The organism is Nocardia sp. CDC519 (assembly GCF_059509835.1).
This window is the reverse complement of sequence record NZ_CM183377.1, coordinates 386,940-412,639: the sequence shown is the minus strand read 5'-3', so window position 1 is coordinate 412,639 and position 25,700 is coordinate 386,940. Positions and strand designations below refer to the sequence as shown.

General features: G+C 68.2%; 22 protein-coding genes. 14 read left to right on the top strand and 8 right to left on the bottom strand.

Annotation, left to right across the window (positions count from 1 at the left end):
- Positions 1 to 84 precede the first annotated feature (84 nt).
- From AC5W7N_RS01645 to AC5W7N_RS01635, 3 genes are all read left to right on the top strand, one after another.
- The gene (locus tag AC5W7N_RS01645; protein ID WP_495923125.1) at positions 85 to 1,395 is read left to right on the top strand and encodes a trypsin-like serine peptidase; all 1,311 of its coding nucleotides are present in this window, start codon (positions 85 to 87) and stop codon (positions 1,393 to 1,395) included.
- Between the two features lie 108 nt (positions 1,396 to 1,503).
- On the top strand, positions 1,504 to 1,689 hold the full coding sequence (locus tag AC5W7N_RS01640; protein ID WP_163814226.1) for a hypothetical protein: 186 nt from the start codon (positions 1,504 to 1,506) through the stop codon (positions 1,687 to 1,689).
- A 250-nt stretch (positions 1,690 to 1,939) separates the two neighbouring features.
- Positions 1,940 to 2,641, top strand: coding sequence for a polyprenol monophosphomannose synthase (locus AC5W7N_RS01635; protein WP_163814300.1), 702 nt, complete (start codon positions 1,940 to 1,942; stop codon positions 2,639 to 2,641).
- Positions 2,642 to 2,750: 109 nt separating this feature from the next.
- Here the strand turns inward: AC5W7N_RS01635 and AC5W7N_RS01630 are convergent, their stop codons facing one another.
- Both AC5W7N_RS01630 and AC5W7N_RS01625 read right to left on the bottom strand, forming a co-directional pair.
- Positions 2,751 to 4,208, bottom strand: coding sequence for an HAD-IB family hydrolase (locus tag AC5W7N_RS01630; protein ID WP_194989812.1), 1,458 nt, complete (start codon positions 4,206 to 4,208; stop codon positions 2,751 to 2,753).
- 17 nt (positions 4,209 to 4,225) lie between these two features.
- Positions 4,226 to 6,679, bottom strand: a complete 2,454-nt coding sequence (locus tag AC5W7N_RS01625; protein WP_194989813.1) for a glycerol-3-phosphate 1-O-acyltransferase — start codon at positions 6,677 to 6,679, stop codon at positions 4,226 to 4,228.
- A gap of 175 nt (positions 6,680 to 6,854) precedes the next feature.
- Here AC5W7N_RS01625 and AC5W7N_RS01620 point away from each other — a divergent pair, with 175 nt between their 5' ends.
- Positions 6,855 to 8,168, top strand: a complete 1,314-nt coding sequence (locus AC5W7N_RS01620) for a salicylate synthase (RefSeq protein WP_163814229.1) — start codon at positions 6,855 to 6,857, stop codon at positions 8,166 to 8,168.
- Between the two features lie 157 nt (positions 8,169 to 8,325).
- Here the strand turns inward: AC5W7N_RS01620 and AC5W7N_RS01615 are convergent, their stop codons facing one another.
- Positions 8,326 to 9,963, bottom strand: coding sequence for a (2,3-dihydroxybenzoyl)adenylate synthase (locus AC5W7N_RS01615; RefSeq protein WP_495923124.1), 1,638 nt, complete (start codon positions 9,961 to 9,963; stop codon positions 8,326 to 8,328).
- 170 nt (positions 9,964 to 10,133) lie between these two features.
- Between AC5W7N_RS01615 and AC5W7N_RS01610 the strand changes: the two genes are divergently transcribed.
- The 3 genes from AC5W7N_RS01610 (at position 10,134) to AC5W7N_RS01600 (ending at position 12,916) form a co-directional block, all read left to right on the top strand.
- Entirely contained in the window at positions 10,134 to 11,012 is an 879-nt protein-coding gene (locus AC5W7N_RS01610) for an oxidoreductase (protein ID WP_194989815.1), read from the top strand.
- Positions 11,013 to 11,101: 89 nt separating this feature from the next.
- The gene (locus AC5W7N_RS01605; RefSeq protein ID WP_163814232.1) at positions 11,102 to 11,569 is read left to right on the top strand and encodes a carboxymuconolactone decarboxylase family protein; all 468 of its coding nucleotides are present in this window, start codon (positions 11,102 to 11,104) and stop codon (positions 11,567 to 11,569) included.
- Positions 11,570 to 11,824: 255 nt separating this feature from the next.
- Positions 11,825 to 12,916 carry a 3-deoxy-7-phosphoheptulonate synthase gene (locus AC5W7N_RS01600; protein WP_163814233.1) on the top strand — a complete coding sequence of 364 codons (1,092 nt, stop codon included), beginning with the start codon at positions 11,825 to 11,827 and terminating at the stop codon, positions 12,914 to 12,916.
- Between the two features lie 30 nt (positions 12,917 to 12,946).
- Here the strand turns inward: AC5W7N_RS01600 and AC5W7N_RS01595 are convergent, their stop codons facing one another.
- Together AC5W7N_RS01595 and AC5W7N_RS01590 are read right to left on the bottom strand one after the other, a co-directional pair.
- Positions 12,947 to 13,483: a class I SAM-dependent methyltransferase gene (locus AC5W7N_RS01595; RefSeq protein WP_195020565.1), complete on the bottom strand. Its 537-nt coding sequence runs from the start codon at positions 13,481 to 13,483 to the stop codon at positions 12,947 to 12,949.
- Positions 13,484 to 13,553: 70 nt separating this feature from the next.
- Positions 13,554 to 14,156, bottom strand: a complete 603-nt coding sequence (locus AC5W7N_RS01590; protein ID WP_195020566.1) for a GNAT family N-acetyltransferase — start codon at positions 14,154 to 14,156, stop codon at positions 13,554 to 13,556.
- A gap of 98 nt (positions 14,157 to 14,254) precedes the next feature.
- On the opposite strand from AC5W7N_RS01590, the gene AC5W7N_RS01585 reads away from it, so the two are divergent.
- On the top strand, positions 14,255 to 15,178 hold the full coding sequence (locus tag AC5W7N_RS01585; RefSeq protein WP_195020567.1) for a sigma-70 family RNA polymerase sigma factor: 924 nt from the start codon (positions 14,255 to 14,257) through the stop codon (positions 15,176 to 15,178).
- Between the two features lie 56 nt (positions 15,179 to 15,234).
- Here AC5W7N_RS01585 and AC5W7N_RS01580 read toward each other — a convergent pair whose 3' ends face one another.
- Entirely contained in the window at positions 15,235 to 15,438 is a 204-nt protein-coding gene (locus AC5W7N_RS01580) for a hypothetical protein (RefSeq protein WP_138446200.1), read from the bottom strand.
- A 200-nt stretch (positions 15,439 to 15,638) separates the two neighbouring features.
- Between AC5W7N_RS01580 and AC5W7N_RS01575 the strand changes: the two genes are divergently transcribed.
- Complete coding sequence (locus tag AC5W7N_RS01575) at positions 15,639 to 16,817, top strand: pyridoxal phosphate-dependent aminotransferase (protein ID WP_163814237.1); 1,179 nt, start codon at positions 15,639 to 15,641, stop codon at positions 16,815 to 16,817.
- A gap of 17 nt (positions 16,818 to 16,834) precedes the next feature.
- Here AC5W7N_RS01575 and AC5W7N_RS01570 read toward each other — a convergent pair whose 3' ends face one another.
- The gene (locus AC5W7N_RS01570) at positions 16,835 to 17,479 is read right to left on the bottom strand and encodes a LysE family translocator (RefSeq protein WP_194990886.1); all 645 of its coding nucleotides are present in this window, start codon (positions 17,477 to 17,479) and stop codon (positions 16,835 to 16,837) included.
- A 153-nt stretch (positions 17,480 to 17,632) separates the two neighbouring features.
- On the opposite strand from AC5W7N_RS01570, the gene AC5W7N_RS01565 reads away from it, so the two are divergent.
- The 5 genes from AC5W7N_RS01565 (at position 17,633) to AC5W7N_RS01545 (ending at position 23,064) form a co-directional block, all read left to right on the top strand.
- A complete protein-coding gene (locus AC5W7N_RS01565) occupies positions 17,633 to 19,291 on the top strand; it encodes a DNA repair helicase XPB (protein ID WP_163814239.1) in 1,659 nt (552 codons plus the stop codon).
- Between the two features lie 40 nt (positions 19,292 to 19,331).
- Positions 19,332 to 20,000: a DUF3239 domain-containing protein gene (locus AC5W7N_RS01560; RefSeq protein ID WP_195020568.1), complete on the top strand. Its 669-nt coding sequence runs from the start codon at positions 19,332 to 19,334 to the stop codon at positions 19,998 to 20,000.
- Between the two features lie 27 nt (positions 20,001 to 20,027).
- Complete coding sequence (locus tag AC5W7N_RS01555; RefSeq protein ID WP_195020569.1) at positions 20,028 to 20,666, top strand: LysE family translocator; 639 nt, start codon at positions 20,028 to 20,030, stop codon at positions 20,664 to 20,666.
- A 73-nt stretch (positions 20,667 to 20,739) separates the two neighbouring features.
- Positions 20,740 to 22,146: a M1 family metallopeptidase gene (locus tag AC5W7N_RS01550; RefSeq protein ID WP_195020570.1), complete on the top strand. Its 1,407-nt coding sequence runs from the start codon at positions 20,740 to 20,742 to the stop codon at positions 22,144 to 22,146.
- Positions 22,147 to 22,536: 390 nt separating this feature from the next.
- A complete protein-coding gene (locus AC5W7N_RS01545; protein ID WP_163814243.1) occupies positions 22,537 to 23,064 on the top strand; it encodes an LppU/SCO3897 family protein in 528 nt (175 codons plus the stop codon).
- 140 nt (positions 23,065 to 23,204) lie between these two features.
- Here AC5W7N_RS01545 and AC5W7N_RS01540 read toward each other — a convergent pair whose 3' ends face one another.
- Positions 23,205 to 25,490, bottom strand: coding sequence for a helicase-associated domain-containing protein (locus AC5W7N_RS01540; protein WP_194990882.1), 2,286 nt, complete (start codon positions 25,488 to 25,490; stop codon positions 23,205 to 23,207).
- Positions 25,491 to 25,700: the final 210 nt, after the last annotated feature.

Genomic DNA, 25,700 nt, shown 5'->3' with positions numbered 1-25,700 from the left:
GGTCTCGCTCGAACAATTTTTCTGTAGCGCGCTATTTGCGCAGCTCGACGATTTCGGTCCGGGCGTGAGGGCCCAGTTCAAGCGGTGCTCGAAACCGTGGACGGCGACACCATCGTCATTCCGAACCTGAAGGTGGCTAGATTACGCCGCTGTGTCCGTTGGGGCGGGCTGGTGCCCTGGTCATCGCGTCGCCGTGCGCGCCGCGGGTTCTTCAACGACAGCAACGCCCAGATGTCCCTGGCCGGCATCTGGAATGCCCGCTCGAGCAGGCCGCGACGAGTCCGGCCTCGAAACCCGGTCATCGGTGGCGATGCGAGTGATGCCAGCGGGCGAAGGCAGTTCGCCGCCGTCTACCCGCAGATCCTCTTCCAGGTCGGGATCAGAAGAACGCAGGAAGGTGACGTGATGTCGTACGACAGCGAAGGCACAACGTCAGAGTCGGACCGGCCGCTGACTTGGGCCGAACTACGCGATCAACTGGAGACTTTCGAGGCCGCTGAAGAAGCCGACGTGCCGGAAAATCTTTCCGCGCTCTGGTCGGACCTTGCGGATCCGGGAGACGCCAAGGCGGTGTTCATCGACAAGGGGATGGGTGCCGATGATCCGATACAACCGCAACGACCGGACTGGGTGGGGTCGACGCTGCGTCCGAAGGCCCCGCCACGACCGCGGCCGCCACGGCTGGAACTCCGTGGTGTGCCGTTCAAGCCCTTGATCATCTATCCGCCGGACGACCGCAACATCTACAGCGACCTCAGGTACCCGTGGGTCTGCGTATGCCACATCCAGGGCCGGGTGGCGGCCGGATCGGGAGTCATCGTCGGGCCTCGGCATGTTCTCACCGCGAGCCACGTCGTCGACTGGGGTGGCCCGGCCGAGGTGATTCAAGTGCACCGCGCGGGTTCGGCGATCCAGGCCACCGCACGAACGTTCCGGCGGATGGCCTTCACCAAGCTCACCAGCGATCCCACCTATTCCACGATCGACGAGGATTACGCGGTCTTGGTGACCGACCAGCGGCTCGGGGACCGGTTCGGCTCTTTGGGCGTGCGGACCTACGACAGCTCATGGGACGACGAAAACGTCTGGTGGAATATCGGATACGCCGGCGACATCCCGACCGGGGCGGCCGCCACGTTTCCCTACTTCCAGCGGGACAAGAAGATGGACGAGGATGAGTGGGACTACGGCAGTGGCCGGGCGATGACGACCGCCGCAGATTTCAGGCCGAGGCAGTCCGGTAGTCCCATGTTCGGGTTCTGGACGGACGGGCCCTACGTCGTCGCCGTCGCCGCGGCTGTCGGCGAGATCGTGTTGTCGGGCGAGGAGAACTGGTGCTCGGGTGGCAGCGATCTCACCCGGTTGGTGCGCGAGGCGATCGCAAGCTTTCCGTAGTCCGGAAGTGTTCGCCCGATCACTCCCGGGAGTGATCGGGCGCGAACCGGCGCGGATGGTCGGCTCATTTCCGATGTCGGCCGGCAGGCTCGGTGGAATGCTGGGGGTATGGCTGATTCCTGGTATTACTGCCTCAAGCACAAGCGGGCCGAGCAGGGGAAACGGTGCTGGTTTGCGGATCGGCTCGGGCCGTTTCCGGATCAGGCGACGGCGGAGCGGGCGTTGGAGATCGTGCGGGAACGCAATGCCGCCGAGGACGCGCGGGACCAGCAGTGGCGTGACGGAGGTAACTGAGCGAGGTCCAAGAACAGGCGGGCGGGGGCTGGGCGGCAAACGCATTCGGGCGAACGGTGGTGTTCGCAAGATCACCGGATGTGCGTCGGGCGCGGTGAGATGGCAGAGTGTGGGCCTGGTGCGCTGAATTCGCGGGGAGGCGGATCAGCTACCGTTCACGAGAAATCAGACGATCGCTCGCGGCCTGCGTACGGGTTCCCGGGCGCGACCAGGTGAGCAGGGAGGGCGACCCTTGAGGGTTACCGTTGTTGTGCCGACCTACAACGAGCGCGAAAATCTGCCCGTTGCGGTGGAACGGCTGACCGCGCTACCGGTGGCCGACCTGCACGTGCTCGTGGTGGACGACAACTCGCCGGACGGCACCGGCGAAGTCGCCGACAAGCTCGCCGCCGAACTCCCCAACGTCGTAGGCGTACTGCACCGCACCGAGAAGGACGGCCTCGGCCGCGCCTACATCGCGGGCATCACCCGAGCCCTCGACGAAGGCGCCGACGTGGTGATCCAGATGGACGCCGATCTCTCCCACCCCGCCGAAGTCATCCCGGCCATGCTGGACAAGCTCACCAGCACCGACGCCGGAGTCGTGCTCGGCTCGCGCTACGTGCCCGGCGGCTCGACCGCCGAGGAATGGAAGTGGTACCGCAAGGCCCTCTCGGCTTGGGCGAACTTCTACGTCAACCTGATCCTGCGCTTGGGCGTCAAGGACGCCACCGCGGGCTTCAAGGCCTGGAAGGCCGACACCCTGCGCGCCATCGACGTCGGCTCGATCCGCAGCAACGGCTACTCGTTCCAGGTCGAGATGAACTACCGCACCGTCAAGAAGGGCATCACCATCGCCGAGGTGCCCATCCGCTTCGAGGAACGCACCCTCGGCGCCTCCAAGATGAGCCTCAAGGTGCAGCTGGAATCGGCGCTCATGCCGTGGAAGCTGCTCTTCGGCCGCGCGGTCTGACCCGCGCCACAATTCGGCGAACGGCCCGCATCCCACCAGGATGCGGGCCGTAGTCGTGTATGACCGAGCCTGGATGGCGCGGGCAGTGGCCGCGATGAGCGCCTGGGGCCTACTCCGGCCAGTCGAGCAACGTATCGATGAACAGCTGACGCACCCGCTCCACGTCGTCATGCATATTCGCCGGATCCCACCCGCTGACGTCGATCGGATCCAGCACCGCCACATCCACCACACCCGGACGCACCACCATCGAATCGCGCCACGACACCTCGCCCGCATTGCGGATCACCACCGGAATCACCGGCACCCCCGCCTGGATCGCGATATGGAACGCGCCCTTCTTGAACCGGCCCACTTCGGGCGTGAAGGAGCGGGTGCCCTCCGGCGCCACCGCGATGGACAGCCCATCGCGCAAGGTGTGCACCACCGGTTCGAGCGACGCCTTGGCGCGAGCGGTATCGGTACGGTCGATGAAGGTGACGCCGACGAACCGCATCAGCGGCCCGAACACCGGATTCTTGGTCAGCTCCTTTTTCCCGATGCCGGTGACCCCGCCGCCGAGCACGGCCGGGACGACGATCACGTCGTACTGGCTCTGATGATTGAAGACGAACACCGCAGGCCGCGGCGAACGGGCATTGTGCTCGCCGGTGACCCGCAACCGGACTCCGGTGGCGCGCAGGGTGGCGCCGGTGCCGAACTTCATCAGGGCGTCGGCCATCGACCTGCGGTCGCGGGTGTAGGACTTCACCAGGACTCCGGTGATCGCACCGGCGATGAGGGCGGCGAAGCCCGCGACCGTGCGGGCGATGTCCACGCGGCGCGCCGGACGGCGCGGGCGAAAGGAGAGCGCGGGCCAGTCCTTTTCGGCGCAGGTGACAGACAGTGCCGGATCGGGATTCACCGCGATCGGAAATCCCACCGACGACAAGGTCGGCAGGTCGGTGCCGTCGGCGGCATAGGCGAAGCTGGTGCGCAGTTCGATACCGGACGCGGCGGCGAACTCTCGGATCGCCTCGGCCTTCCCCGAGCGCCAGAGGGCCCGGCCGTCGGGATATCCGGTCAGCACGCCGTCCTCGGTGGCCATCCGGGTGCAGAGGGTGTGCTCGATGCCGAGGGCGGCCGCGACCGGTTCGAGGGTGAACCGGGTGCCGGAGGAGACCAGGACGACGGTATGCCCGGCCGCTCGGTGAGCCCGGATCAGCCGCCACGCCTCCGGATGGATGCGCCCGTAGAGCGTGCGTCTGAACAGCCCGGCACCGATCTCGTCGAGATCGGATTCGGTCGAGCCGGCCAGCGCCTGGGCAGCTGCGCCGAGAAACCGGCCGTGCGAACCGTCGTCCGGGTGAGCGCGGATACCGTCGAGCAGCACCCGGACCAGCTGCTGGTCGCGATCGCCGCTGCGCCGAGGCAACGGGCGATGCGACGGCGCGGACTCGAATCCGTCGAGCACGACGCCGCCCAGCTCGAACACCGCCGCGACACCCGGCCCCTGCGGCCCGACCCGGATCGCGGCCAGCACCGACTCGATATCGGAATGCGCGGCATCCAGTTCCAGCGCGCTCATCCGCTCCTCGCTGCCCACTATCGCTCCGAGACCGGGAGATTGGACGGATCGAGCGCCGCGGCGCGCGCGATCCGGATTCCGATGACGCGCAGCCGTTCGGCGAATTCGGCACGACGGTCGGCCAACCCGGTGGCATCGTCGGGTTCGACCAGATCGTAGTTGGCGGCCAATTTGAGTGCACTGGTGAACAATTCGGTCGAGACCGATTCGGGGCTGTGCAGCCGCTGCTGCAACAGCATCTGCTTACCCACCGCGACGCATTCGTCGATGAACTGTTTGCGGTCCTCGATCGCCGCATCGCCGCGATCGGCCAGCCGCTCGGCCACCACCAGCTGGGCGTCGAAGAACGAGCGCAGCACCCGGTGGGCCATCATGAAGCCGGAGGCGGTGAGCTGGGCCAGGATCTCCACGCTCAGGGTGTCTCTGGTGCGGTGGTTCCAGTCCGGGTCGATCAGTAGCATCTCGGCGGTCAGCTGCTCGGAGAACTCGTTGCGTTCGGGGAAGAAGAACTCGAATTTGAGCAGGTCACGTAGTCGGAAGGCCTCTTCCCAGCCGGTGCGCAGTGGGTCGGTGTCGGCGCCGTCGTCGAGTTCCTGGGTGGCCTTGTCGACCGCCGCCAGGATCGACAGTTCCACGATCGCCCGGTTGACGAACCAGTGCACGGCGCTGTTGCGGTAGAACGCCGCCTCCAGATAGGCCCCGGATTCGATGGAGTAGACCGGCTCCAGCCCACCGCGATACACCGTGACCACCTTGGCCAGCGACAACTGCTCCAGCACCACCTCGAGGCTCTGCTCATCGCGCAGCGCCGCCACCTCACCGCGCGGCAGATCGCGGCGCTCGATGTAATCGAGCACCGGCGCCAGCAGATCGCACACTTCGCGCAGGGTGAGCGCGCGTTCGTGCACGCCGAGCAGGGCGAGGGTGGCCAGCGCGTTGACGGTGATCGGGGTGACCTCGTTGATGCCGACGGCTATCTCGAACGCCAGCCGCTGCACCGCTTTACGTTCCAGCTCGCCCACCTCGTCGCCGGCGTCGATGATAGGCGGCGCGGTGCCGTCGGCACGGTGCAGCGGAATCGACAGCGGCGGCGCGGTGAGCGGGTCGCCGTGCGCGGCCAGCCGCTCCCGCGCCGATAGCGGCGCGCCGAACCGCACGTAGACGTGGCCGGCCGAATGTTGCTGGCTGCGCACATATCTGGCCAGCCACGCCAAGCCCTCGGGTTTCTTCTTGCCGCCCGATTGTTCGCTGGCGATGGCGCCGAGCTCGTTGAGGCGTTCGTAGGTGATCGACACCGGCACCAGCATCACGTCGTCGATGCGGTTCCAGCGCACGGCGGCGGCCAGATAGTTCAGCAGGCCGTAGCGCGGTGGGCGCAGTTTGCCGGTGCGGGTACGTCCGCCCTCGAAATACCATTCCAGGTTGAACCGTTTGGCCAGCAGGTAGCCGAAGTACTCCTCGACGACGGCCTTGTAGACCTCATCGTCGCCGAAGCTGCGCCGGATGAAGATCGTGCCGGTACGCCGGGCGATCGGCCCCATCGGCCAGAAGCGCAGGTTGGCCCCGCCGATGACGTGGTTGGGCGGGAAATCATTGCGGGCGAGCACATCACCGAGGACGAAGGCGTCGACGTAGGAGCGGTGCGAGGGCAGGAACACCAGCGGGTAGCGGCGGTTGAAATCACGCAGGGCGTCGAGGCCGGATTCGTCGCAGTCCACCTTCCAGGTCGAGGCGTGCACCGGCCGCATGGCCTGGGTGAACAGATCCGAGACCAGCCTGCTCTGCGCGGCGACCAGCTCATGCAGCGACTTCTCGGCCCTGCGATACACCTCGTGTCTGCTCGCGCCGATGCGGTCGGCGATGAGATCGAGCCTGCGCAGGAAGTCCGGCGAATCGAGGATCTCCTCGGCCACCAGCCGCGGCACCTTGTACCGATCGCCGATGACGGTGCGTTCGGCGCGTTCCAATGCGAGCACACCCGCGCGCAGGATCGCGCGCGCGAACGGCTCCGAGGTGCCCGCGATATCCAGCGCCGCCGCCTCGGGATTATTGGCGCGCAGCTCGCTGAGCCGGGCCGGACGGCCGGTGAGCACGACATGGCGGTCCGGCTCGCGGCGCACCAGCCTGCGCTGGGCCAGCCGATGCGGTTTGCGCGGGTTGGTGAGCGTGGCCAGATCGGCGAAGGTGGTGCGGCGAACGCCCTCGCGTTCGGGCGGCAGCCAGAGCACTCGGACCGGAACCACCAGCGGATTGTCGGTGCGGCCGGTCAATCGGTCGGCGATGGCATCGGCGTCGAGGTCGATCTGAGTGATGGGTGCGTCGGTGCCCAGTTCGGCGGTGAGGCCGCCGTCGGCCAGCCAGGCGCCGACCAGTTCGCGTTCCACCCGGGAGCTCGCCTCCACCAGGGCGACCACCGAGCCGATGGCCGGCTCATCCGAGCTGCGGGCCGGTGCGCCGCCGCGATCGATCATGTGTGGTCCCTCCGCTGAAACGACGATCCCTCTATTCAAGCCCGCCAGCGGGATCCGCGCAGGAACTCCGGACCGAGAGTCTCTTCCCCGCTGTGGTTGCGGGCACAGTATCGTCCGGTACAGGTAATGCTAACCTTACCTATCAAAGTTAGGTCAGCATAACCTTGGAGGATCGTTGTCGACGACGGACGAGCGCTCGCGCGTTGAGTATGTGACCGATCCGGCGGCAGCGATGTCCCGGCTGGCGGCCGATGAACGGTTCGGCGAGTTCGTCATGTACGAACGCCCGGGGGAATGGGTGTTCGCCGCGGACCCGATCGGTGGCGTCGAGCTGGACGTGGAGGAACTGCGGGTCAGCTGGAACGGCGAGACCACCGCCAGTGCGTGGGAGGGCAGCCCGGCCGCCGTCGTCGACCGTGCGCTCGGCACCCTGCCGCTGGAAGGCCGCAACGCCTACGGCTGGATCGGCTTCGAATTCTGTGCCTGGTCGCTGGGCGCCACCGCGCATCTGCGGCCGCGAACCTCGCTGGTGCACCTGATGATTCCGCGAATCGAGGTTGTCGTCGGCGAGGCCGGTGTGCGAATCAGCGGTGCCACCGACGCCGAGACCGACGTCATCCACGAGCTGATCGCCGGCTCGCAGGGCCTTGACCTGCCGGTGCCGCATCCGGTCGACATCCGGGTCGACCCCACCGGCTATCAGGGCCGGGTCGCCGAGGCCATTGCCGAGATCAACGCCGGGCAGTACCAGAAGGTCATCCTGTCGCGGAAGGTCGATCTGCCCTTCGCTGTCGACGTTCCGGCCACCTACCGGCTCGGCCGGGCCAACAACACTCCGGCGCGGTCGTTCCTGCTGCGATTGGGCGGTCTGGAGGCTGCCGGTTTCAGCCCGGAATTGGTCGCCTCCGTCGACGAGGACCGGGTCGTCACCACCGAACCGCTCGCCGGCACCAGGGCCTTCGGCCTCGGCGATCAGATCGACCTGGCCGCCCGCGCCGACCTGCTCGCCGACCCCAAGGAGATCGTCGAGCACGCGATCTCCGTGCAGACCTCCTTCGCCGAGATCGCCGCGGTCGCGGATCCGGGTACTCCCGCCGTCTCGGATTTCATGGCGGTGCGTGAGCGCGGCAGTGTGCAGCATCTGGCCTCCACCGTGCGCGGACGGCTGGCCGCGGACCGGTCCAGCTGGGACGCGCTGGAGGTGCTGTTCCCGTCGGTGACCGCCTCCGGCATCCCCAAGCGGGCCGGTGTCGATTCGGTGTTCCGGCTCGATCACGATCCGCGCGGACTGTATTCCGGTGCGGTGGTGACGGTGTCGCCCACCGGTGCGCTGGAGGCCACGCTGGTGCTGCGTGCGGTGTATCAGACCACCGAGGGCGCGTGGCTGCGCGCCGGTGCTGGTGTCGTCGGCCAGTCGCGGCCCGAGCGTGAGTTCGAGGAAACCTGCGAGAAGCTCGGCAGCATCGCGCCCTACGTCGTCAAGGCGTAGATCGAAGCCGAATAACGACACGACGAGGGCCGTGCGGTGATTGCCGCACGGCCCTCGGCCGTTCGCCGGTGGCGGGACGATGGCCGGCCGAACAGCCGCGGCCGTGCCCTGCGGCACCGCTGCGGCGTACCGGCGATCGGTTCCGGCGCCGCGGGGATCAGCCCTCGGCTTGCAGCGCCTTCTTGTCGATCTTGCCGACCGCAGTTACGGGCAGGGTCTCGGCCTGACGCAGTACATCGGGCAGCTTGTAGGTGGCAAGGCCGCGCTCGGTGAGGAAGGTCTTGATCTCCACCAGCGTCGGCATCTGCCCATTCACCACCAGTACCGCGCACACCTTCTCGCCCAGGCTCGGATCGGGCAGGCCGACGGCGGCGGCATGCCGGACCGCCGGATGGGCGAGCAGGTGCTCCTCGAGTTCATCGCAGGAGATGTTCTCGCCGCCGCGGTTGATCACGTCCTTGATCCGGCCCGAGACCACCAGATGTCCGCTGGGCAGCTTGCGCACCAGGTCACCGCTGCGGTAGAAGCCGTCGGGGGTGAAGGCGCGCGCATTGTGCTCGGGGGCGCGGTAATAGCCCCGAATCGTGTACGGGCCCTTGGTGAGCAGCTCACCCTCCTCGTCCGGCGCCACCTCGTTGCCTTCGGCGTCGACCACGCGCACGATATCGGCGGGGGAGAGCGGGCGGCCCTGGGTGGTGCAGATCAGCTCGTCGGAATCGTCGAGGCGGGTGTAGTTCAGCAGGCCCTCGGCCATGCCGAACACCTGCTGCAACTTCACGCCGAGCGCAGGCGCGACATCGCGGGCATTGACCTCGGCCAGCTTCGCCCCGCCCACCTGGAGCAGCCGCAGCGAACTCAGATCGGGCTCTTCCCATTCCACTGCCGCACACCACAGCTGGGCCAGCGGCGGGACCACCGCGGTCACCGTCACGCGGTGCTGCTGGATGATCGCGAAGGCGTTCTCCGGGCTCGGGTCGGCGACGAACCCCACCGCGCCGCCCACACTGACGGTGCCGAGGATGCCGGGGCAGGCCAGCGGGAAGTTGTGCGCGGCGGGCAGGGTCGCCAGGTAGACGTCGTCTTCGGTGAGTTCGCAGACCTGTGCGCTCGCTGTCGCGTTGTACACGTAATCGTCGTGGGTGCGGGCGATCAGCTTCGGCAACCCGGTGGTGCCACCCGAAACGAGCATCAGCGCGATGTCGGAGGCGTCGATCTCGGGCAGGCTCGCGCCATCGGCCGCACGGGTATCGCCCAGCGCCGGAATCGAATCCAAGGCGGTGAACTCGCCGGGATCGCCGAGCACGAGCACGTGCCGCAGGCCAGGAACGTTCGCGCGGACCGTCGCGGCCAGTTCGCGATAGTCGAAATCGCCTGCCTGATCGGCGATCACGTACGCGACCGCGTCGGACAGGCCGGCCAGGTGCTCGATCTCGGCGCGACGATGCGCCGGCAGCGTGAGCACCGGGATGATGCCCGCGCGCAGCACACCGAACAGCACCGTCAGGAATTCGGCGACATTGGGCAGCTGGACCACCACCCGGTCGCCCGGTGTGAGGCCGAGCGCAAGCAGGCCGTGCGCCATCCGATCGGCTTCGGCGTCGAGCTCGGCGTAGGTGAGCGAGCGCTCGCCGATCAGTGCGGTCCGGGCCGGATGCCGCTGGGCGGTGTCGTGCAGCAAACCGGCCAGGGTGCGTCCGGACCAGTATCCCGCAGCGCGGTACTGGTCGGCCTCGGCCTCGGAAAACGGCACGTAGCCGTCGCGGTGGGCGCCGGATGCGGTGGAAGTGGAACTCACGTCTGCCTCACAAGCGGGATGGGCGGTTCGGGGATAAGTGCGTGCGCGAAACTGGTTCAGTTATGTAGGTAAGGCAACCCTATCTCAGGCGGGTGGGGTGTCGGCGCCGGACCGCGAAGTCGGCCGCTTCTCGACCGCCGCCCACGGCCGACCGCCAGTAGACTCGCCGCATGACTGGCTGGAGCGTCTCCGACATCCCCGATCAGCAGGGCCGGACCGTCATCGTCACCGGCGCCAACAGCGGACTCGGCGCCGTCGCCGCACGGGCCCTGGCCGGTGCGGGCGCGCGGGTGGTGCTCGCCTGTCGCAATGTCGACAAGGGTCGCGTGGTCGCCGAGGAGATCGGTCCGCTCGCCGAGGTGCGCAGGCTCGATCTCGCCGACCTGTCCTCCGTGCGGGAGTTCGCGGCGTCCGTTGACCGGGTCGACGTCCTCATCAACAACGCGGGCGTAATGGCCGTACCGTACGCCCGCACCGCCGACGGCTTCGAGATGCAGATCGGCACAAATCATCTCGGCCATTTCGCGCTCACCGGTCTGCTGCTCGGACGCATCTCCGATCGGGTCGTCACGGTGTCGAGCGATATGCACCGGCTCGGCGTCATCGACCTCGACGATCTCAACTGGCAGCGCCGCAAATACCGCCGCTGGCCGGCCTACGGGCAGGCCAAGTTGGCCAACCTGCTGTTCGCCTACGAACTGCAACGCAGGCTGACCGCGGCCGGCTGGTCGAAACGCTCGGTGGCCGCCCATCCCGGATACGCGGCCACCGAACTCCAGTCGCACACCGAGTCGATTCAGGACCTCGTGATGTCGCTGGGCAATCGGCTGTTCGCGCAGAGCGCCGAGATGGGTGCGCTGCCCGAGCTGTACGCGGCCACCGCCGATGTCGAACCGGGTGGCTATTACGGCCCGACCGGATTCCGTGGCATGCGCGGACATCCGGGCCGAGCGGGGTCGAACGCCCGATCCAGGGATCAGGAAACCGCCCGTGGCCTGTGGAAACTGTCCGAAGAACTGACCGGGGTCAGCTACGACTTCTCGGTGTGACCCAGTTCACGATCGGCCCATGTCACACCTGCCCGGTGCCGCGTCGTCGTCTCGGTGAAGCCAACGAATTCACCGAAAGGGCACCGACAATGGAACCGCGTATGAACCTCCAGGCCAACCCGATCGCCGCCAGCTTCGCCAAGCGACTGGTCACCGCGAGCAAGGTCATCGACGACTCGGGTCTGGCGCCGGCCACCTACGAACTGGTCAAGATCCGCGCCAGCCAGATCAACGGATGCAGCTTCTGCGTCGACATGCACACCAAGGACGCCGCGCACGCCGGTGAAGACCCCACGCGCATCAACCTGGTCGCCGCCTGGCGCGAGGCCACCGTGTTCACCGAGGAGGAGCGTGCCGCACTCACCCTCGCCGAAGAGGCCACCCGCCTCGCCGACGGCGGCGCCATCAGCGATCAGACCTGGGAGCTCGTGCGTAAGTACTACGACGACAACCAGATCGGCGGCCTGATCGCGGCCATCGCGGCGATCAACGCCTGGAACCGGATGAACGCCATCGCCCACACCCCGGCCGGCAGTTACGTTCCCGGCAGTTTCTGATGTGCGGTCCCGGGGCGGTGTGTGGCTGCTCACATCGCGCTACCGCACACCGCCCGGGCGGGCACCGGCCATTCATCCCGTGGTAGCGTGCCTTCCGTGCAGCGCGTGTATTTCTGGTTTAGCAAGCCGGCCCTGGGTGGGCCGGTCTGCGGCAACCGCGCGCGCTGACCAGATTCCCACCCCGAGCCGGATGATGACCGGCTCGACGGGGTTCACCACCGTGGGTCGGCCTGGAGAAAAGGAACCAACCCCACGATGACCACCGCAGTAGACGTCGATTCCCGCCATTCCGATCTCGACGATCAGCGCACCCTCAGCGTGAGCCCGCTGCGCTCACCCGCCGAGGTTCGCCTTGTGCACGCCATCACCGACGAACTCGCCGACACCGTCCGCGCCGGCCGCAAGGCCACCGTCGACGTGCTCAACGGCGATGACGACCGCCTCATGGTGATCGTCGGACCGTGCTCGGTGCACGATCCGGCCGCCGCGCTCGACTACGCGCGCCGCCTGGCCGCCAAGGCCGCCGAACTGGACGACCGGCTGCACGTGGTGATGCGGGTGTACTTCGAGAAGCCGCGCACCACCCTCGGCTGGAAGGGCCTGATCAACGATCCGCACCTGGACGGCAGCTTCGACGTCAACACCGGGCTCGGCATCGGCCGCAAACTGCTCACCGACATCACCGCGCTCGGCCTGCCGGTGGCGTGTGAGTTCCTCGATCCGATCACCCCGCAGTACATCGCGGATCTGGTCTCCTACGGCGCGATCGGCGCCCGCACCGCGGCCAGCCAGGTGCATCGTCAGCTGAGCAGCGCGCTGTCCATGCCGGTCGGCATCAAGAACGGCACCGACGGTGACGTGCAGGTCGCCGTCGACGGCGTGCGCGCGGCCGCGGCCAGCCACGTCTTCCCCGGTACCGACCTCGACGGACGTGCGGCGCTGATCCGCACCACCGGCAACCCGGACTGCCACGTCATCCTGCGCGGCGGCAGCACCGGCCCGAACTACGACGCCGCCTCGGTCGCCGAGGCCTGCCTGCGATTGGAGAAGGCGTCGCTGCCCAAGCGCATCGTCGTCGACGCCAGCCACGGCAACAGCAACAAGGACCACAACAAGCAGGTCGACGTGGTCACCGATATCGCCGACCGGCTTTCGGCTGGTGAGCCCGGCGTAGTCGGTGTGATGCTGGAGAGCTTCATCGAGGCCGGGCGCCAGGACCTGACCCTCGGCCACGCCGAGGAACTCACCTACGGCCAGTCCATCACCGACGCCTGCATCGACTGGAACACCACCGCCGCCCAGCTGGACCGGCTGGCCGAGGCCGTCGCCCGCCGCCGCGAGCGCTGAACTGCCGAGGTCCGCGGTGATCGAGACGATCTACCGGGGCGTGGCGATGACGCCGAGCAGCTCACCCGAGGTGACCGTGCCGACGTCGAAGCCCGCCCCGGTCAGATGGTCGATCAGATTGCGCGGAGGGTCCGCAGGCGCCGTCGAGGTGTGTTCGCCGGGCTGGCCGTAGCCGTAGAACAGGTGCAGCGCACCGCCGGGCGCCAGGGATTCGCGCAGCACCGCCAGTTCCGTGGCGGGATCGCGGGTCCAGAACACATTCACATTGACCGCGAGGATCTTGTCGAACCCGCCCGGCGCCAACTCGGCTGCGTGCGCGGCGGTCAGCTCCTCGAGTGCGAGTTGACGCACCCGGACCCGCCCGGATTCGATCAGCGCCGCATGCCGTTTCGCCGCCCGCTCGACGGCGGTGGCGGAGCGGTCGATGCCGACGATGAAGCCGGTGTCGAGCGGTTCGGCCAGCACCGCGAGCGAATCGCTCGAGCCGGGGCCGATCTCGAGCAGGCGATCGCCCGGCGCGGGATCGACGATCTCGCGGAACCACCGGAATCGCGCCTCGTGGGCCATACCGGTGAAACTACGCGGCAGACCGAGTCGGCCGCCACGAATTTCGCAGGATGCGCCACAAACTAGGCCGTTACCGATTACGTGTCTCCGAATGATCCGCATCCACGATGTGCGCAGGCCAGTCGAAAGCCGGGCCGGGCGGGTCGGTGACCAGCCGCGCACCCAGCCAGCTGTCACGTCGGATGCCACGCTGCAGGCCGCCCAACCGGTCGGTGCCCTCGTAGTGGAACCCGTTGCGACGCACCACCGCAGCCGAGGCATAGTTGCCGACGAAGGCGCGCCAGCTGATCCTGATCAGGCCCAGCCCCTCGGGATCGAAGCCGAATGCGCAGACCAACCGCACCGCGCGCGACATCAGGCCCTTACCCCGGAACTCCGATCCCAGCCAGAATCCGATCTCGGCGGCCGACTCGTCCCGTTCGCCGAGCGCGATCATCCCGATGACCGGCTTGCCCTCCGCTTCGCGAATCGCCCAGGTCGGACTGCGGGCCGCCCAACCGGGGTCGGCCATCTCATCGAGGAAGGTTTCCGCGTCGGAACGCCCGTACGGCAGCGGAATCGTGACCCATTCGCCCACCGACGGCTCCTGGCACAGGGTCACGATGGTGTCGATATCGGTCCGGCGCGGTCGCGACAACCAGACGGTGCCGTCGGTGAGTGTCCGCTCCTCCATCGCCTCATGGTGGCACGGACCCGCCGGTCGGTTCATCGGGTTTTCCGGGAGGTGAGGGCGGCGCGGGTGGATGATCCACGGTCCGTAGACTCCGACTGGTGGTAGCCGCATTGCTCGCAGACCTGTTCGAATCGCATCGGTCGCATCTGCTGTCGGTCGGCTACCGATTGACCGGCAGTGTGGCCGATGCCGAGGACGCGGTGCAGGAGAGCTGGCTGCGGCTGGCCGGTGCCAGGCAGTCCGAGATCGAGGACCTGCGGGCCTGGCTGACGACGGTGGTGAGCCGAATCTGCCTGGACCGCTTGCGCAGCGCGGCCGCCCGGCGGGAAAGCTATGTGGGGCAGTGGCTGCCGGAGCCGGTGGTCACCGCGGTCGGCGCGTCGAGCACGCCCGATCCGCTGGAAGCGGTGGTGCGCAGGCAGGAATTCCGGTTCGCCGCCATGGTGGTGCTGGATTCGCTGACTCCGGCCCAGCGGGTGGCGTTCGTACTGCACGACGGGCTTTCGGTGCCCTTCGACGAGATCGCCGACATTCTGGAGATCACCCCGGACGCGGCCCGTCAGCTGGCCGTGCGCGCTCGCAAGTCGGTGTCGCGGGCTCCGGAGCCGGTCGCCGACGACGATCATGCCGCCGCGGTGCAGCGCCTGCTCGAGGCGCTGTTGACGGGTGATGTGCAGGCGGTGACGGCAGCGCTGCATCCGGACGCGGTGATGATCGGCGACGCCAACGGCACCACGTCGACGGCGGTCAATGTGCTGCACGGAGCGGACAAGATCGCCAGGTTCTTCGTCGGGCTGCTGCACAAGTACGGCATGGCCGAGGTCGGGGAGGACTTGCTGCGCAGCATGGAAATCGTCGCGGTCAACGGCCAGCTGGGAGCGCTGGTGCCGGAGCAGGCGGGGGAGGGCCGCTATCCGGGGACACCGCGGCGGGTGGTCGGATTCACGGTGCGCGATGGATTGGTTTGGGGCACTTACGATATCGCCAATCCGGACAAACTCGGGGGCATCCGCGTCGGCTGAGCGGGCGAGCGCCCCCGCCGGACCGGGCCGCGCATCCCGGCCCGACGGGTTCTGCGCTACGGCGTAGCCGAGCCGGTGAACCAGTCGCCGGTCGAGGAACCGGTGCTGTGATCGCCGGTCGACGAACCAAGACCCCAGTCGGGGGTCGAGGAGCCGAAGCCCGCGATCAGGTCATGGGCTACGTCGCGAAGCTGACCCAATAGGAATCCGGCGACCTCCGACGCGGCCGGATTCGCTATCAGGTCGAGGTATGAGGCCATAGACGCCCCTTTCGAGATACCCGCCGCAGCGGGCTGTGAAATAGAACACGGCGAGGCTAGCTGCCTATGGGACAACGCACAACCATGCAGGTAGAAGTCGAAAAATAAATGTGAAACATAGCCGTTCGCTATCTGGTGGCAACGCTAGCGATTCGCGGGCTAATTCTGGCGGGATTTCGCCGCGCTCTAGGCTCGGCGATATGCGCCAGCAACCAGCGACCGTCGCCCGCCTGCGGCCCTTCGGCGCCACGATCTTCGCCGAGATGACCGAACTCGCGGTCCGGCACGACGCGATCAACCTCGGCCAGGGCTTCCCCGATTCCGACGGCCCCGCGGGCATGCTCGAGGTGGCAAGGCAGGCCATCGCCGACGGTCTCAACCAATACCCGCCGGGCCGGGGCATGCCGGTGCTGCGCAGGGCCGTCGCGGCCGACCGGGCACGCCGCTACGGCACCGAATACGACCCGGAATCCGAGGTCCTGGTCACCGTCGGCGCGACCGAGGCGATCAGTGCGGCGGTGCTCGGCCTGGTGGAGCCAGGCCAGGAAGTGGTGCTGATCGAGCCCTACTACGACTCCTATGCCGCTGCCGTTGCGCTCGCGGGCGCGCAGCGGCGCACCGCCAGGCTCGTCGCCGACGGCGACCGATTCGTGCTGGACCTGGACAGTCTGCGTGCCGCGATCACCTCGAAAACCCGGATGATCATGGTGAACTCGCCGCACAACCCCACCGGCGCCGTGCTCGATCGCCACGACCTCACCGCCATCGCGGAGCTCGCCTGCGAGCACGATCTGCTGGTGCTGGCCGACGAAGTCTATGAACACCTGGTCTTCGACGACGCCGAGCACATCAGCCTGGCCACTCTGCCGGGGATGCGGCAGCGCACACTCGTGGTGTCGAGTGCGGCCAAGACGTTCAGCGTCACCGGGTGGAAGACGGGCTGGGTCTGTGCCGCACCGGAATTGATCGACGGAGTGCTCGCCGCCAAGCAGTTCATGACGTTCGTGGCGGGCGGCCCGTTCCAGCCCGCCGTCGCGCACGCGCTCACCGAGGAACTCGAGTGGGTCGCCGCACTGCGCAGTTCGCTGTCGGACCGGCGGTTACGGCTGTCCTCGGCCTTGGCCGACACCGGCTTCCACGTCTACTCCAGTGCCGGCGGCTATTTCGTCTGCGGCGATATCCGCCCCTTCGGCGCCACCGACGGCCTCGCATTCTGCCGCGAGCTGCCCACCCGGCTCGGCGTGGTCGCGGTTCCGGTCAGCGTGTTCACCGACCATCCCGAGCAGTGGAAGCATCTGGTGCGCTTCACTTTCTGCAAGCGCGACGAGACCCTGGATGAAGGCGTGCGTCGGTTACGCGTCGGCGCGCCCATCGGCTGACGCCGAACGCGTCCGGATCAGGCCGCGACCGGCCGCGCCCGATCGGTGGCCACGACGGCTGCGATCCCGGCCAGCGCGCTCCCCATGACGTAGCGCTGTATCCGCACCCAGACCGGCCGTGCGGTGAAGAACGCGGCGACCTGCCCGGCGCCGAGCACGATCAGCGCGTTGACCGTCAACGCGACGCTGATCTGGATCGCGCCGAGGCACAGGCTCTGCACCCAGACCGGCGTCGGGCCGGGATGCACGAACTGCGGGATGAGCGCCATGTACATGATCGCGATCTTCGGATTCAGCAGATTGGTGACCAGGCCCATGGTGAACAGCCGCCGGACCGGATCGGCGGGCAGCGCGGCCGGCGTGAATACCGACACACCGCCGGGGCGCAGCGCCTGCCAGGCCAGCCACAGCAGGTAGGCGGCGCCGGCCAGCTTCAACGCCAGGTACAAGCCGGGGACCACCGCGAACACCGCCGTGATGCCCGCGACCGCGGCCAGCAGGTACACCCCGAACCCGGCCGCGACGCCGGTCAGCGACACCAGCCCGGCGCGCCTGCCCTGCGACACGGTCCGCGAGACCAGATACATCATGTTGGGTCCGGGGGTGAGCACCATGCCGAGCGCGGCCGCCGCCACACCCGTCATCGCAGCGATCTCGATCATGTGGTCGATCTTCGCGTGCGTGGCGCCCGTACGTCTCGGTCCAGTTGGCCGCCGGTGGTCCGCTCACCGTCGATGAGCAGGGAGTACGGTCGTCGCGGGGGTGTGTCGGTGGGTTCGGGAACAATGGGTGGGAGCAGATCACAGGAGGCACCGGTGGCCGAAGGTCCACTAATCGTTCAGAGTGACAAGACGCTGCTGCTCGAGGTCGATCACGAACTGGCCGACGCGGCGCGTCAGGCCATCGCGCCCTTCGCCGAGTTGGAGCGCGCGCCCGAGCATGTGCACACCTACCGGGTCACCCCGCTGGCCCTGTGGAATGCCCGCGCCGCCGGGCATGACGCCGAGCAGGTGGTCGACGCGCTGGTCAATTTCTCCCGCTACGCGGTGCCGCAGCCGCTGCTGGTCGACATCGTCGACACCATGGCCAGGTACGGCCGGTTGCAGCTGGTGAAGCATCCAGCGCACGGGCTCACCCTGGTGAGCCTGGATCGCGCGGTGCTGGAGGAGGTGCTGCGGCACAAGAAGATCGCACCGATGCTCGGTGAACGCATCGACGACGACACGGTGATCGTGCATCCGTCCGAACGCGGCCACATCAAGCAGATGTTGCTCAAGATCGGCTGGCCCGCCGAGGATCTGGCCGGATACGTCGACGGCGAGGCGCATCCGATCGATCTCGATTACACCGGCGGTGCCTGGCATCTGCGCGACTACCAGGAGATGGCGGCCGATTCGTTCTGGGCCGGTGGCTCGGGTGTGGTGGTGCTGCCGTGTGGTGCGGGCAAGACCATGGTCGGTGCCGCGGCCATGGCGCGCGCGAAGGCCACCACGCTGATCCTGGTCACCAATACCGTGGCCGGGCGGCAGTGGCGGCGCGAGCTGCTGGCGCGCACCTCGCTCACCGAGGACGAGATCGGCGAGTACTCCGGTGAACGCAAGGAGATCCGGCCGGTCACCATCGCCACCTACCAGGTGATCACCCGGCGTACCAAGGGCGAGTACAAGCATCTGGAACTGTTCGACAGCCGCGATTGGGGCCTGGTCATCTACGACGAGGTCCATCTGCTGCCCGCCCCGGTGTTCCGGATGACGGCCGACCTGCAATCGCGTCGTCGGCTGGGGCTCACCGCCACCCTGGTGCGTGAGGACGGCCGCGAGGGCGATGTGTTCTCGCTGATCGGCCCGAAACGCTATGACGCGCCGTGGAAGGACATCGAGGCGCAGGGCTGGATCGCACCAGCCGATTGCATCGAGGTGCGCGTGACGCTCACCGATGCCGAGCGCATGGCCTACGCCACCGCCGAACCCGAGGAACGCTACAAACTCTGCTCCACCGCGCACACCAAGATCGCCGTCGTCGAATCCATCCTGGCCAGGCACAAGGACGCGCCGACGCTGGTGATCGGCGCCTATCTCGAACAGCTGGAAGAACTGGGCGCGGCGCTGGACGCGCCGATCATCCAGGGATCGACGAGAAACAAAGAGCGCGAAGCGCTTTTCGACGCCTTCCGGCGCGGCGAGATCCCGGTGCTGGTGGTGAGCAAGGTCGCCAACTTCTCCATCGACCTGCCCGAAGCCTCGGTCGCGGTGCAGGTTTCGGGTACTTTCGGGTCCAGGCAGGAGGAGGCGCAGCGACTCGGCCGGCTGCTGCGTCCCAAGCAGGACGGGGGTCAGGCGCATTTCTATTCGGTGGTCGCGCGCGACACGCTCGACGCGGAGTACGCGGCGCATCGTCAGCGTTTCCTGGCCGAACAGGGGTATGCCTATCGCATCACCGATGCTGACGACTTGCTCGGGCCGGCCGTCGGATAAGCGGAGGCACCACCTCCACAAACTGTGCTAGGAATGAGACGTGCGACGCTTCGAATTCGTGGTGGACCGCAGCCATGCCCATGCGGTCAACGAAGTTGTCGCGGATCTGCGCCGGTTGCGCATCAGTGCGGTGATCGCCGCCGCGGTCGCGGCGGCCGTCACCGGCTATCTGGTGTGGTTGAACCATCCCTGGTCCTATCTACTTGCGGTGGCCTCGGCGCTGGGCGCGGTCACCGCGCTGTGGGTGGCGCTGTGGGCGCCGCGCCGCTCCCGCATCGACAAGCTGTATGCCGAGGGTGAGCTGGTACCTGCCGTCGTCTCGCACACCTACCCGAGTGGGATGGTGCTGCTCGCGTTGGTGAACGTCGGCCGCCCCGACTCCAGCGAGACCCGGTACGCGCTGGTGGTGCGCAAGGTGCGGGCGCTGCCCGGACATGAGGCCAAGGCGGGGGAGCGGGTGCCCTCGGTCGCCGTGCGCGGCGATCACGCCGCCCGGGCGGTCGGTGAACTGCGCCAGGCGGTCAACGCCATGCCCATCGCCTGGGGGACCCGCGACGGCAACGTCATCGAACGGGCCCGCGCCGCCATCAGCGAGGTGGAGTGGCGGCTGCTGTCGGACAACCTCGCCCTGGCCGACAAGGTTCGCCGCAGCTCGGCCAAACGGTTGCTGCTGGATCCGCAGCAGCTGCCGGGCGATCTCGGCTCCTGAGCCGGTCGCCGGCCCTGAACTGAGCGCATGGTTCCGGCCGCCAACCTGCTGGCATTCGCCATCGCCGCCACCGTGATCGTCGTCATTCCCGGCCCCGGGGTGTTGTTCACCATCGGACGTGCGCTGGCGCTCGGCCGCCGCGCGGCACTGATCTCGGTGCTCGGGCACTGCGCCGGGGTTCAGGTGGCCCTGGGGCTGGTAGCGGTGGGCCTCGGTACCCTGCTGACCGCCTCGGCGATGGCGTTGACGCTGGTGAAGGTCTTCGGGGCGCTCTATCTGATCCATCTCGGGATCCAGGTTATCCGCGAACGCAAGAGCCTGCGCGCCGCGATCGGCGGTGAGGTCGGCCGGTTCGGCGACTCGCGGGTGTTCCGGCAGAGTTTCGTCGTCGGGATCACCAATCCGAAGGCGATCGTCTTCTTCGCGGCGGTGCTCCCGCATTTCGCCGATCCGGCGTCCGGGCCACTGCCGGTGCAGTTCCTCGTGCTCGGCACCGTGTTCTTGGCGATCGCCTTGGTCAGTGACAGTGCGTGGGCGCTGACGGCGGCCGCCGCGCGCAACTGGTTCGCGCGCTCGCCGCGGCGGTTGGAGGCGATCGGCGGTGCGGGCGGCGCGATGATCGTCGGGCTCGGCGCGTCGGTGGCGTTGAGCGGAACCTCCGGCTGAGGCGACTACCATCCAACGGGGCCGGTGCACCGGTGCCGGGTGGTGCGGTGTCGAACGAGGGGTGTGGGTTCGTATGAGGTTGTCCGGCGTATCGGCCGTCGCGGTGGCGGTGGCGCTGCTGCTCGGGCTCGCGAGCCCGGCGGGCGCGCAGTCCGCCGGCGATCCGCTGGCCGGCGCACCAGGACTCGGCGATCCCTACTACCCGCTGGACGGCAACGGCGGCTACGACGTGCGCCATTACGAGGTCGGCATCGGCTTTGAACCTCTCGCCAGGCAGGTCACCGGCTCCACGCGCATCGACGCCACCGCCACCCAGGCCCTCACCTCGTTCAACCTGGATTTCGCCGGGCCGCCGGTGCAGCGGGTGACGGTGAACAACATCCCCGCCGGTTTCGACCGCAACGGCGAACACGAACTGACCGTGCGCCCCTGGCTGCCGGTGCTGCCCGGATTGCCGTTCACGGTGACGGTCGAGTACGCGGGGCAGGCAGCGGAGTCGGCGGGTTCGGGCTGGACCTTCGCCCCCAGCGGCGGCGCCTTCGTCGTCGGTGAACCGCATTCGGCCACCAGCTGGTACCCGCTCAACGACACTCCCCGCGACAAGGCCACCTTCACCCTGCACGCCACCGTGCCCGCCGAATGGGACGTGGTCTCCAACGGAATCCGAACCCGCGACGAGGTCCGCGCCGGCTCGCGCACGGTGAGCTGGGAGGCGCGCCAGCCGATCCTCGGCTACCTGACGACCATCGCCATCGACAAGTTCACCTACCTCGAACAGCGCCGCGCCGACGGAACCCCGCTGCTGAGCGCCTTCGCTCCCGGCGCCGCCGGCAACCGCGAACACGAGCAGCGGCTGCCGGAGATCCTCGATTTCTCCGAATCCCTGTACGGCCCATATCCGTTCGATACATCCGGTGGCATCTACGTCGACGCGGAGCTGTCGTTCTCGCTGGAGACCCAGACCCGCCCGATCTACGCGCCGTGGACGGACCTGAACACCGTGGTGCACGAGATCGCGCACCAGTGGTGGGGCGATTCGGTCTCGGTGTACAGCTGGGCCGATATCTGTCTCAACGAATGCCTCGCCAGCTACACCGCCGACTATCTGTGGCCCGAGCGGATGGAAGGCGCCGACGTCGACGCGATGTACCGCGACACCGTGGCGCAGGCCTCGACGATGCCGCACTTCTGGGACATCCCGCTGCAAAACCCCGGTGCCGGAAACGAATTCACCTCCGTCTACTACCGGGGCCCGCTGTTTCTGCACGCGCTGCGCAAGCTCATCGGCGATGACGTCTTCTTCGCCGCGCTGCGCGAGTTCGCCACCGTCAATGCCTACGGCAACGCCTCGATGCCCCAGTTCCGCGACTTCATCCAGTCCAAGTCCGCGACCGATCTGAGTGGTTTCTTCGCCGCGTGGCTCGATCAGGCCGCGCCGCCGCCGGACGAGTACCTGTTCCCCGGCGACCTCAGGGCCTGAGTGGCGCACACACGCCACCATGTGACCAGAGTCACTGGCGGGCAGGAATATTGAGCTCAGGCGGGGTGATCGCAGCGGTCGCGGCGATCGGTCGGGCAGTCCATACTCGGTGGGCGTAACAACGCGCCGTCCGGCACCGACTCAGTGTTCGGATTGGACGTACGTCCATTACGTGGGCGGAATGTGGAAGGCACTACTGATGAATTATTTCGGTTTCCAAATGCTCGGCCGACTGCTCCCGAGCATCCTCGCCCTGTCGATTCTCGGCTTCTCCAGCATCTACTGACCTCGGTCTCCGTCGGCCGACCAGATGCGCCCGTCATGATCGTGCGGGTATCCTCACCCGCGCGTTCATGATCCAGTGAACGCTTCGGTGAGAGAGGTTTTCACGTGAAGTTCCCAGGAACGCGGCTGCTGGCGCGCATCATGCTCGCTTTCGTCGCAGCGGTCGCGCTGGCGGTCGCGGTGACCGGATGTTCGATGTTCGAGGATGCGGGCAAGTCCGACACGGCCAAATCCGAGGTCGGTGAGTGCATCAACGTCATCAGTAGTTCGGCGGTCGACTCCGAGACCGAGCCGGTGGATTGCTCATCGGACAAGGCCGTCTACAAGGTCGTCCAGACCTATGACACCAAGACCGAATGCGCCGAGGACTACACCTCCTACGAGGAGACCCTCAACGGCGGGACCACCGCGTTCCTGTGCCTTGCGCCCAATTTCAAGCAGGGTAGCTGCTACGCCGACAGCATGCTCTCCGGCTACAGCTTCGCCGATTGCGCCTCTCCCGAAGCCAGCTTCCGGGTGATACAGCGCATCGACGGTCAGGTCGACGAACTGCTGTGTGGCGCCGATGCCAACAAGTTCATCACGGTGGCCGATCCCAAGACCACCTTCTGCCTCGGCGACCCCAAAGCCTGATCAGCGCCACTTCGAGCGGGGCCGTGCCATTCCGGCACGGCCCTTGCTTTTTCGGTGGGACCACGAACCGATCCGTTTCAGCGGAAGCTCGCGTTGCGTCTACCTGGCCCGAGCCAGCAGGACGGACTGGACCGCCCCGTCTAATCGAGCAGCGCGACCGACGCGATCCGGTGCAGCGTGAAGTGCCGGACCGCGCCGGTGACCGGATCCACCGCGTCGAGCTGACCGTTACCGATCCGCACCGGCTCGACCACCCGCTGAATGGCGGTACCCGCGGCGTCGACGTAACCGATGTTCACCGCCCGGCGCCCGCGCGCGGCCAGTTGCAGCAGGGCCAGCGTGGCGGCGGTGCCGGTGCGGGTGCCGTCGGGGCGCACCGACTGCGTCGACCGGGCCGCGGCCGCCCGCTCACCGGCGCGCAGTTCCCGCACCAGCAGTTCCAGTTGTTCGGTGCTCGGCGGCACCGGCCGATATGCCTGCCGCGCATGGGGGCGCACCGCGATGCGCGCGCCGCGCCGCCGCAGATCCACGATCATGCCCGCCGAATCCTCCCCGGCCGGTGCGAAACCCGCGGCCCGCAACCGGTCCAGCAGTTCGCCCAGCGGTGCCTGCGAGATGGCGACCGTCGGGGCGATCGCGCGCAAGGCGAGCTCGGTGGCCACCGGCGCGTTCAGCACCTGGGTCAGCAGCGCCGGATCATCGCTGCGCACGAACGACTGCGCCATGCCGGCCCGCAGCTGACCGTGGCGCCGCGCCACATCGTCGATCAGGTAGGTCAGCGCCTGCGGGATCGGGGTGCGCGAGTGCCTGCTGAACAGCCCGTGTAGTTCGGCGGCGGTGAGCCCGGCGTCGAGCGCCCGCCGCACCGAGGTCTCTCCGATCCGGTACACGGTGGCCGCGCCCGCTGATTCGACATCGGCGACCAGCGCGATCCGGCTCTGCAGATCCGCGGTGAGCGGACCGGGTGCGATCACCGTCAGATCCGCTTGCACCAGGACGTGATCCACCGGATCCGGCAGCGCCTGCTCCATCGCCGCTTCCGCCGCACCGGCACTGTCGGGCTGCTCAGACAGCAGCGCCCGTCCGGGGTCGCTCAGCGCGCCACGACCGATGATCCCGAGCGCCGCCGCCTCCCCGAAGGTGCGCTCGACCGCTTCGAGCCGGAAATGCCTGCGCCAGCGCGGTGCCCGCCAGGCCAGCAGGCGCGCGGCGCCGGACGGTTCCAGTGCGGTGCCCGCGGGCAGCTCCGCCAGCACCTCGAGCATCGCGCGCCGGTCGCGGATCGCGTGCGGGGTGCGCAGTTCATGGGCCAGAGCGGCCAGCGGTTTGTCGTTGGCATCGCGCATGCCGATCATCCACGGCACCCGATCCGATTCCAGCCAGGCCTGTGCCAGCGTCACCCAGCGCCGGGCCGGTGGCGCTTCCAGCCAGGAGTCGGCGGCGGGGGTGGGGGCCCAGAAATCGTCGGTGCTCTCGATATCCGGCGGCGGATCCGGCAGTCCGCGGTCGATCAGCTTGGCGGCGGCCAGCAGTTCGATCAGCAGGCCGGTGCGCTGTTCGTCGGTGCCGGTGTGCTTGGCGATCCGGCGGGTCTCGCGCACCCCGAGACCGCCCGCGCGCAGGGCGGGTGCCGGTGCCTGGCCGAGGACCTCGAGCACGCTCGCGCAGTGGCGCAGCAGTTCACCGACCTCACCGGCGGACACCGCGTTCACCTCATCCGGCGCATGGGCGGTGGTGGCAGGCGCCGGCGGGGTGAGCGCGTGCGGATCGGTGACGGGCTCGCCGCGCAACACCTGGGCGACGGTGAGCGGCAGTTCGACGGTCTCCGCATCCAGTGGGCGCAGCAGTCGCCGGCTCAGCAACTGCTGCACCGGACGGTCGGGCGGGGTGCCGGGGGCGGCGTCCTTGGTGCGCCCGCGCGGACCGGTGGCGGCCAACTTGCCCAGCAAAGCCCGTTCGGCGGGGGAGATCTCGGCCAGCGCGGCAGTGACCTCCGGTTCGGTCAGCGCGTCCGGCAGTTCGGTGGTGCTGCCCATCGGCCACGGAAGCGCCTCCGCCGCGGCGGGAACCACGCGCAGGGCATCACCGTCGGACCAGATCAGGGCCCGCTCGGTGAGCCGCCGCAACGCCGCGTCGACCGGTGCGGCCTTCACCCGGTCGCGCAGCAGCTTCTTCAATTCGCGACGGGTCAACGGTGGCTGCGCCGAGGCGGCCCGCACGGCCAGGGTCTCGATGATGGCGAACTCGAGGGTGTCGAGCTCGTCGGCGGCGCGCAGCACTGAGGCCCGCTGTTCGGCGCGGGCGGCGAGCACCGTCATCGAGGAGGGCAGCGGCACCGCCAGATCGGGCCGCAGCTCGAGCAGCGACACCAGCTCGGCATCGCTGCGGGCGCCGAGCCAGTCGGCCAGAGAGTCGGTACCGGTCATCGGATTCAGCCTACGATGCGCTGCCGGATGCCGCCGGAGCAGGAGCGGTGCAGTCGGCCATGCAGCTGTGCGGTCCGTATGTGTCCGCCCGCACTCCTGCCCGGGCGGTGCCGCATCACTGCCGGGCGGGTGTCGGTGTCTCGTGGGGTGGATGCCGTTGTTTTGCGGGCGGGGTCGTGTCTTGTGGGCAAGTGCCGTTGTCTCGCGGGT

Excerpts from the sequence above, each read along its gene's own strand:
- AC5W7N_RS01625 (WP_194989813.1), bottom strand. The coding sequence starts at position 6,679 with ATGATCGATCGCGGCGGCGCACCGGCCCGCAGCTCGGATGAGCCGGCC.
- AC5W7N_RS01590 (WP_195020566.1), bottom strand. The coding sequence starts at position 14,156 with ATGGAGGAGCGGACACTCACCGACGGCACCGTCTGGTTGTCGCGACCG.
- AC5W7N_RS01630 (WP_194989812.1), bottom strand. The coding sequence starts at position 4,208 with ATGAGCGCGCTGGAACTGGATGCCGCGCATTCCGATATCGAGTCGGTG.
- AC5W7N_RS01600 (WP_163814233.1), top strand. The coding sequence starts at position 11,825 with ATGACCACCGCAGTAGACGTCGATTCCCGCCATTCCGATCTCGACGAT.
- AC5W7N_RS01605 (WP_163814232.1), top strand. The coding sequence starts at position 11,102 with ATGGAACCGCGTATGAACCTCCAGGCCAACCCGATCGCCGCCAGCTTC.
- AC5W7N_RS01575 (WP_163814237.1), top strand. The coding sequence starts at position 15,639 with ATGCGCCAGCAACCAGCGACCGTCGCCCGCCTGCGGCCCTTCGGCGCC.
- AC5W7N_RS01555 (WP_195020569.1), top strand. The coding sequence starts at position 20,028 with ATGGTTCCGGCCGCCAACCTGCTGGCATTCGCCATCGCCGCCACCGTG.
- AC5W7N_RS01595 (WP_195020565.1), bottom strand. The coding sequence starts at position 13,483 with ATGGCCCACGAGGCGCGATTCCGGTGGTTCCGCGAGATCGTCGATCCC.
- AC5W7N_RS01550 (WP_195020570.1), top strand. The coding sequence starts at position 20,740 with ATGAGGTTGTCCGGCGTATCGGCCGTCGCGGTGGCGGTGGCGCTGCTG.
- AC5W7N_RS01640 (WP_163814226.1), top strand. The coding sequence starts at position 1,504 with ATGGCTGATTCCTGGTATTACTGCCTCAAGCACAAGCGGGCCGAGCAG.
- AC5W7N_RS01570 (WP_194990886.1), bottom strand. The coding sequence starts at position 17,479 with ATGATCGAGATCGCTGCGATGACGGGTGTGGCGGCGGCCGCGCTCGGC.
- AC5W7N_RS01580 (WP_138446200.1), bottom strand. The coding sequence starts at position 15,438 with ATGGCCTCATACCTCGACCTGATAGCGAATCCGGCCGCGTCGGAGGTC.
- AC5W7N_RS01540 (WP_194990882.1), bottom strand. The coding sequence starts at position 25,490 with ATGACCGGTACCGACTCTCTGGCCGACTGGCTCGGCGCCCGCAGCGAT.
- AC5W7N_RS01610 (WP_194989815.1), top strand. The coding sequence starts at position 10,134 with ATGACTGGCTGGAGCGTCTCCGACATCCCCGATCAGCAGGGCCGGACC.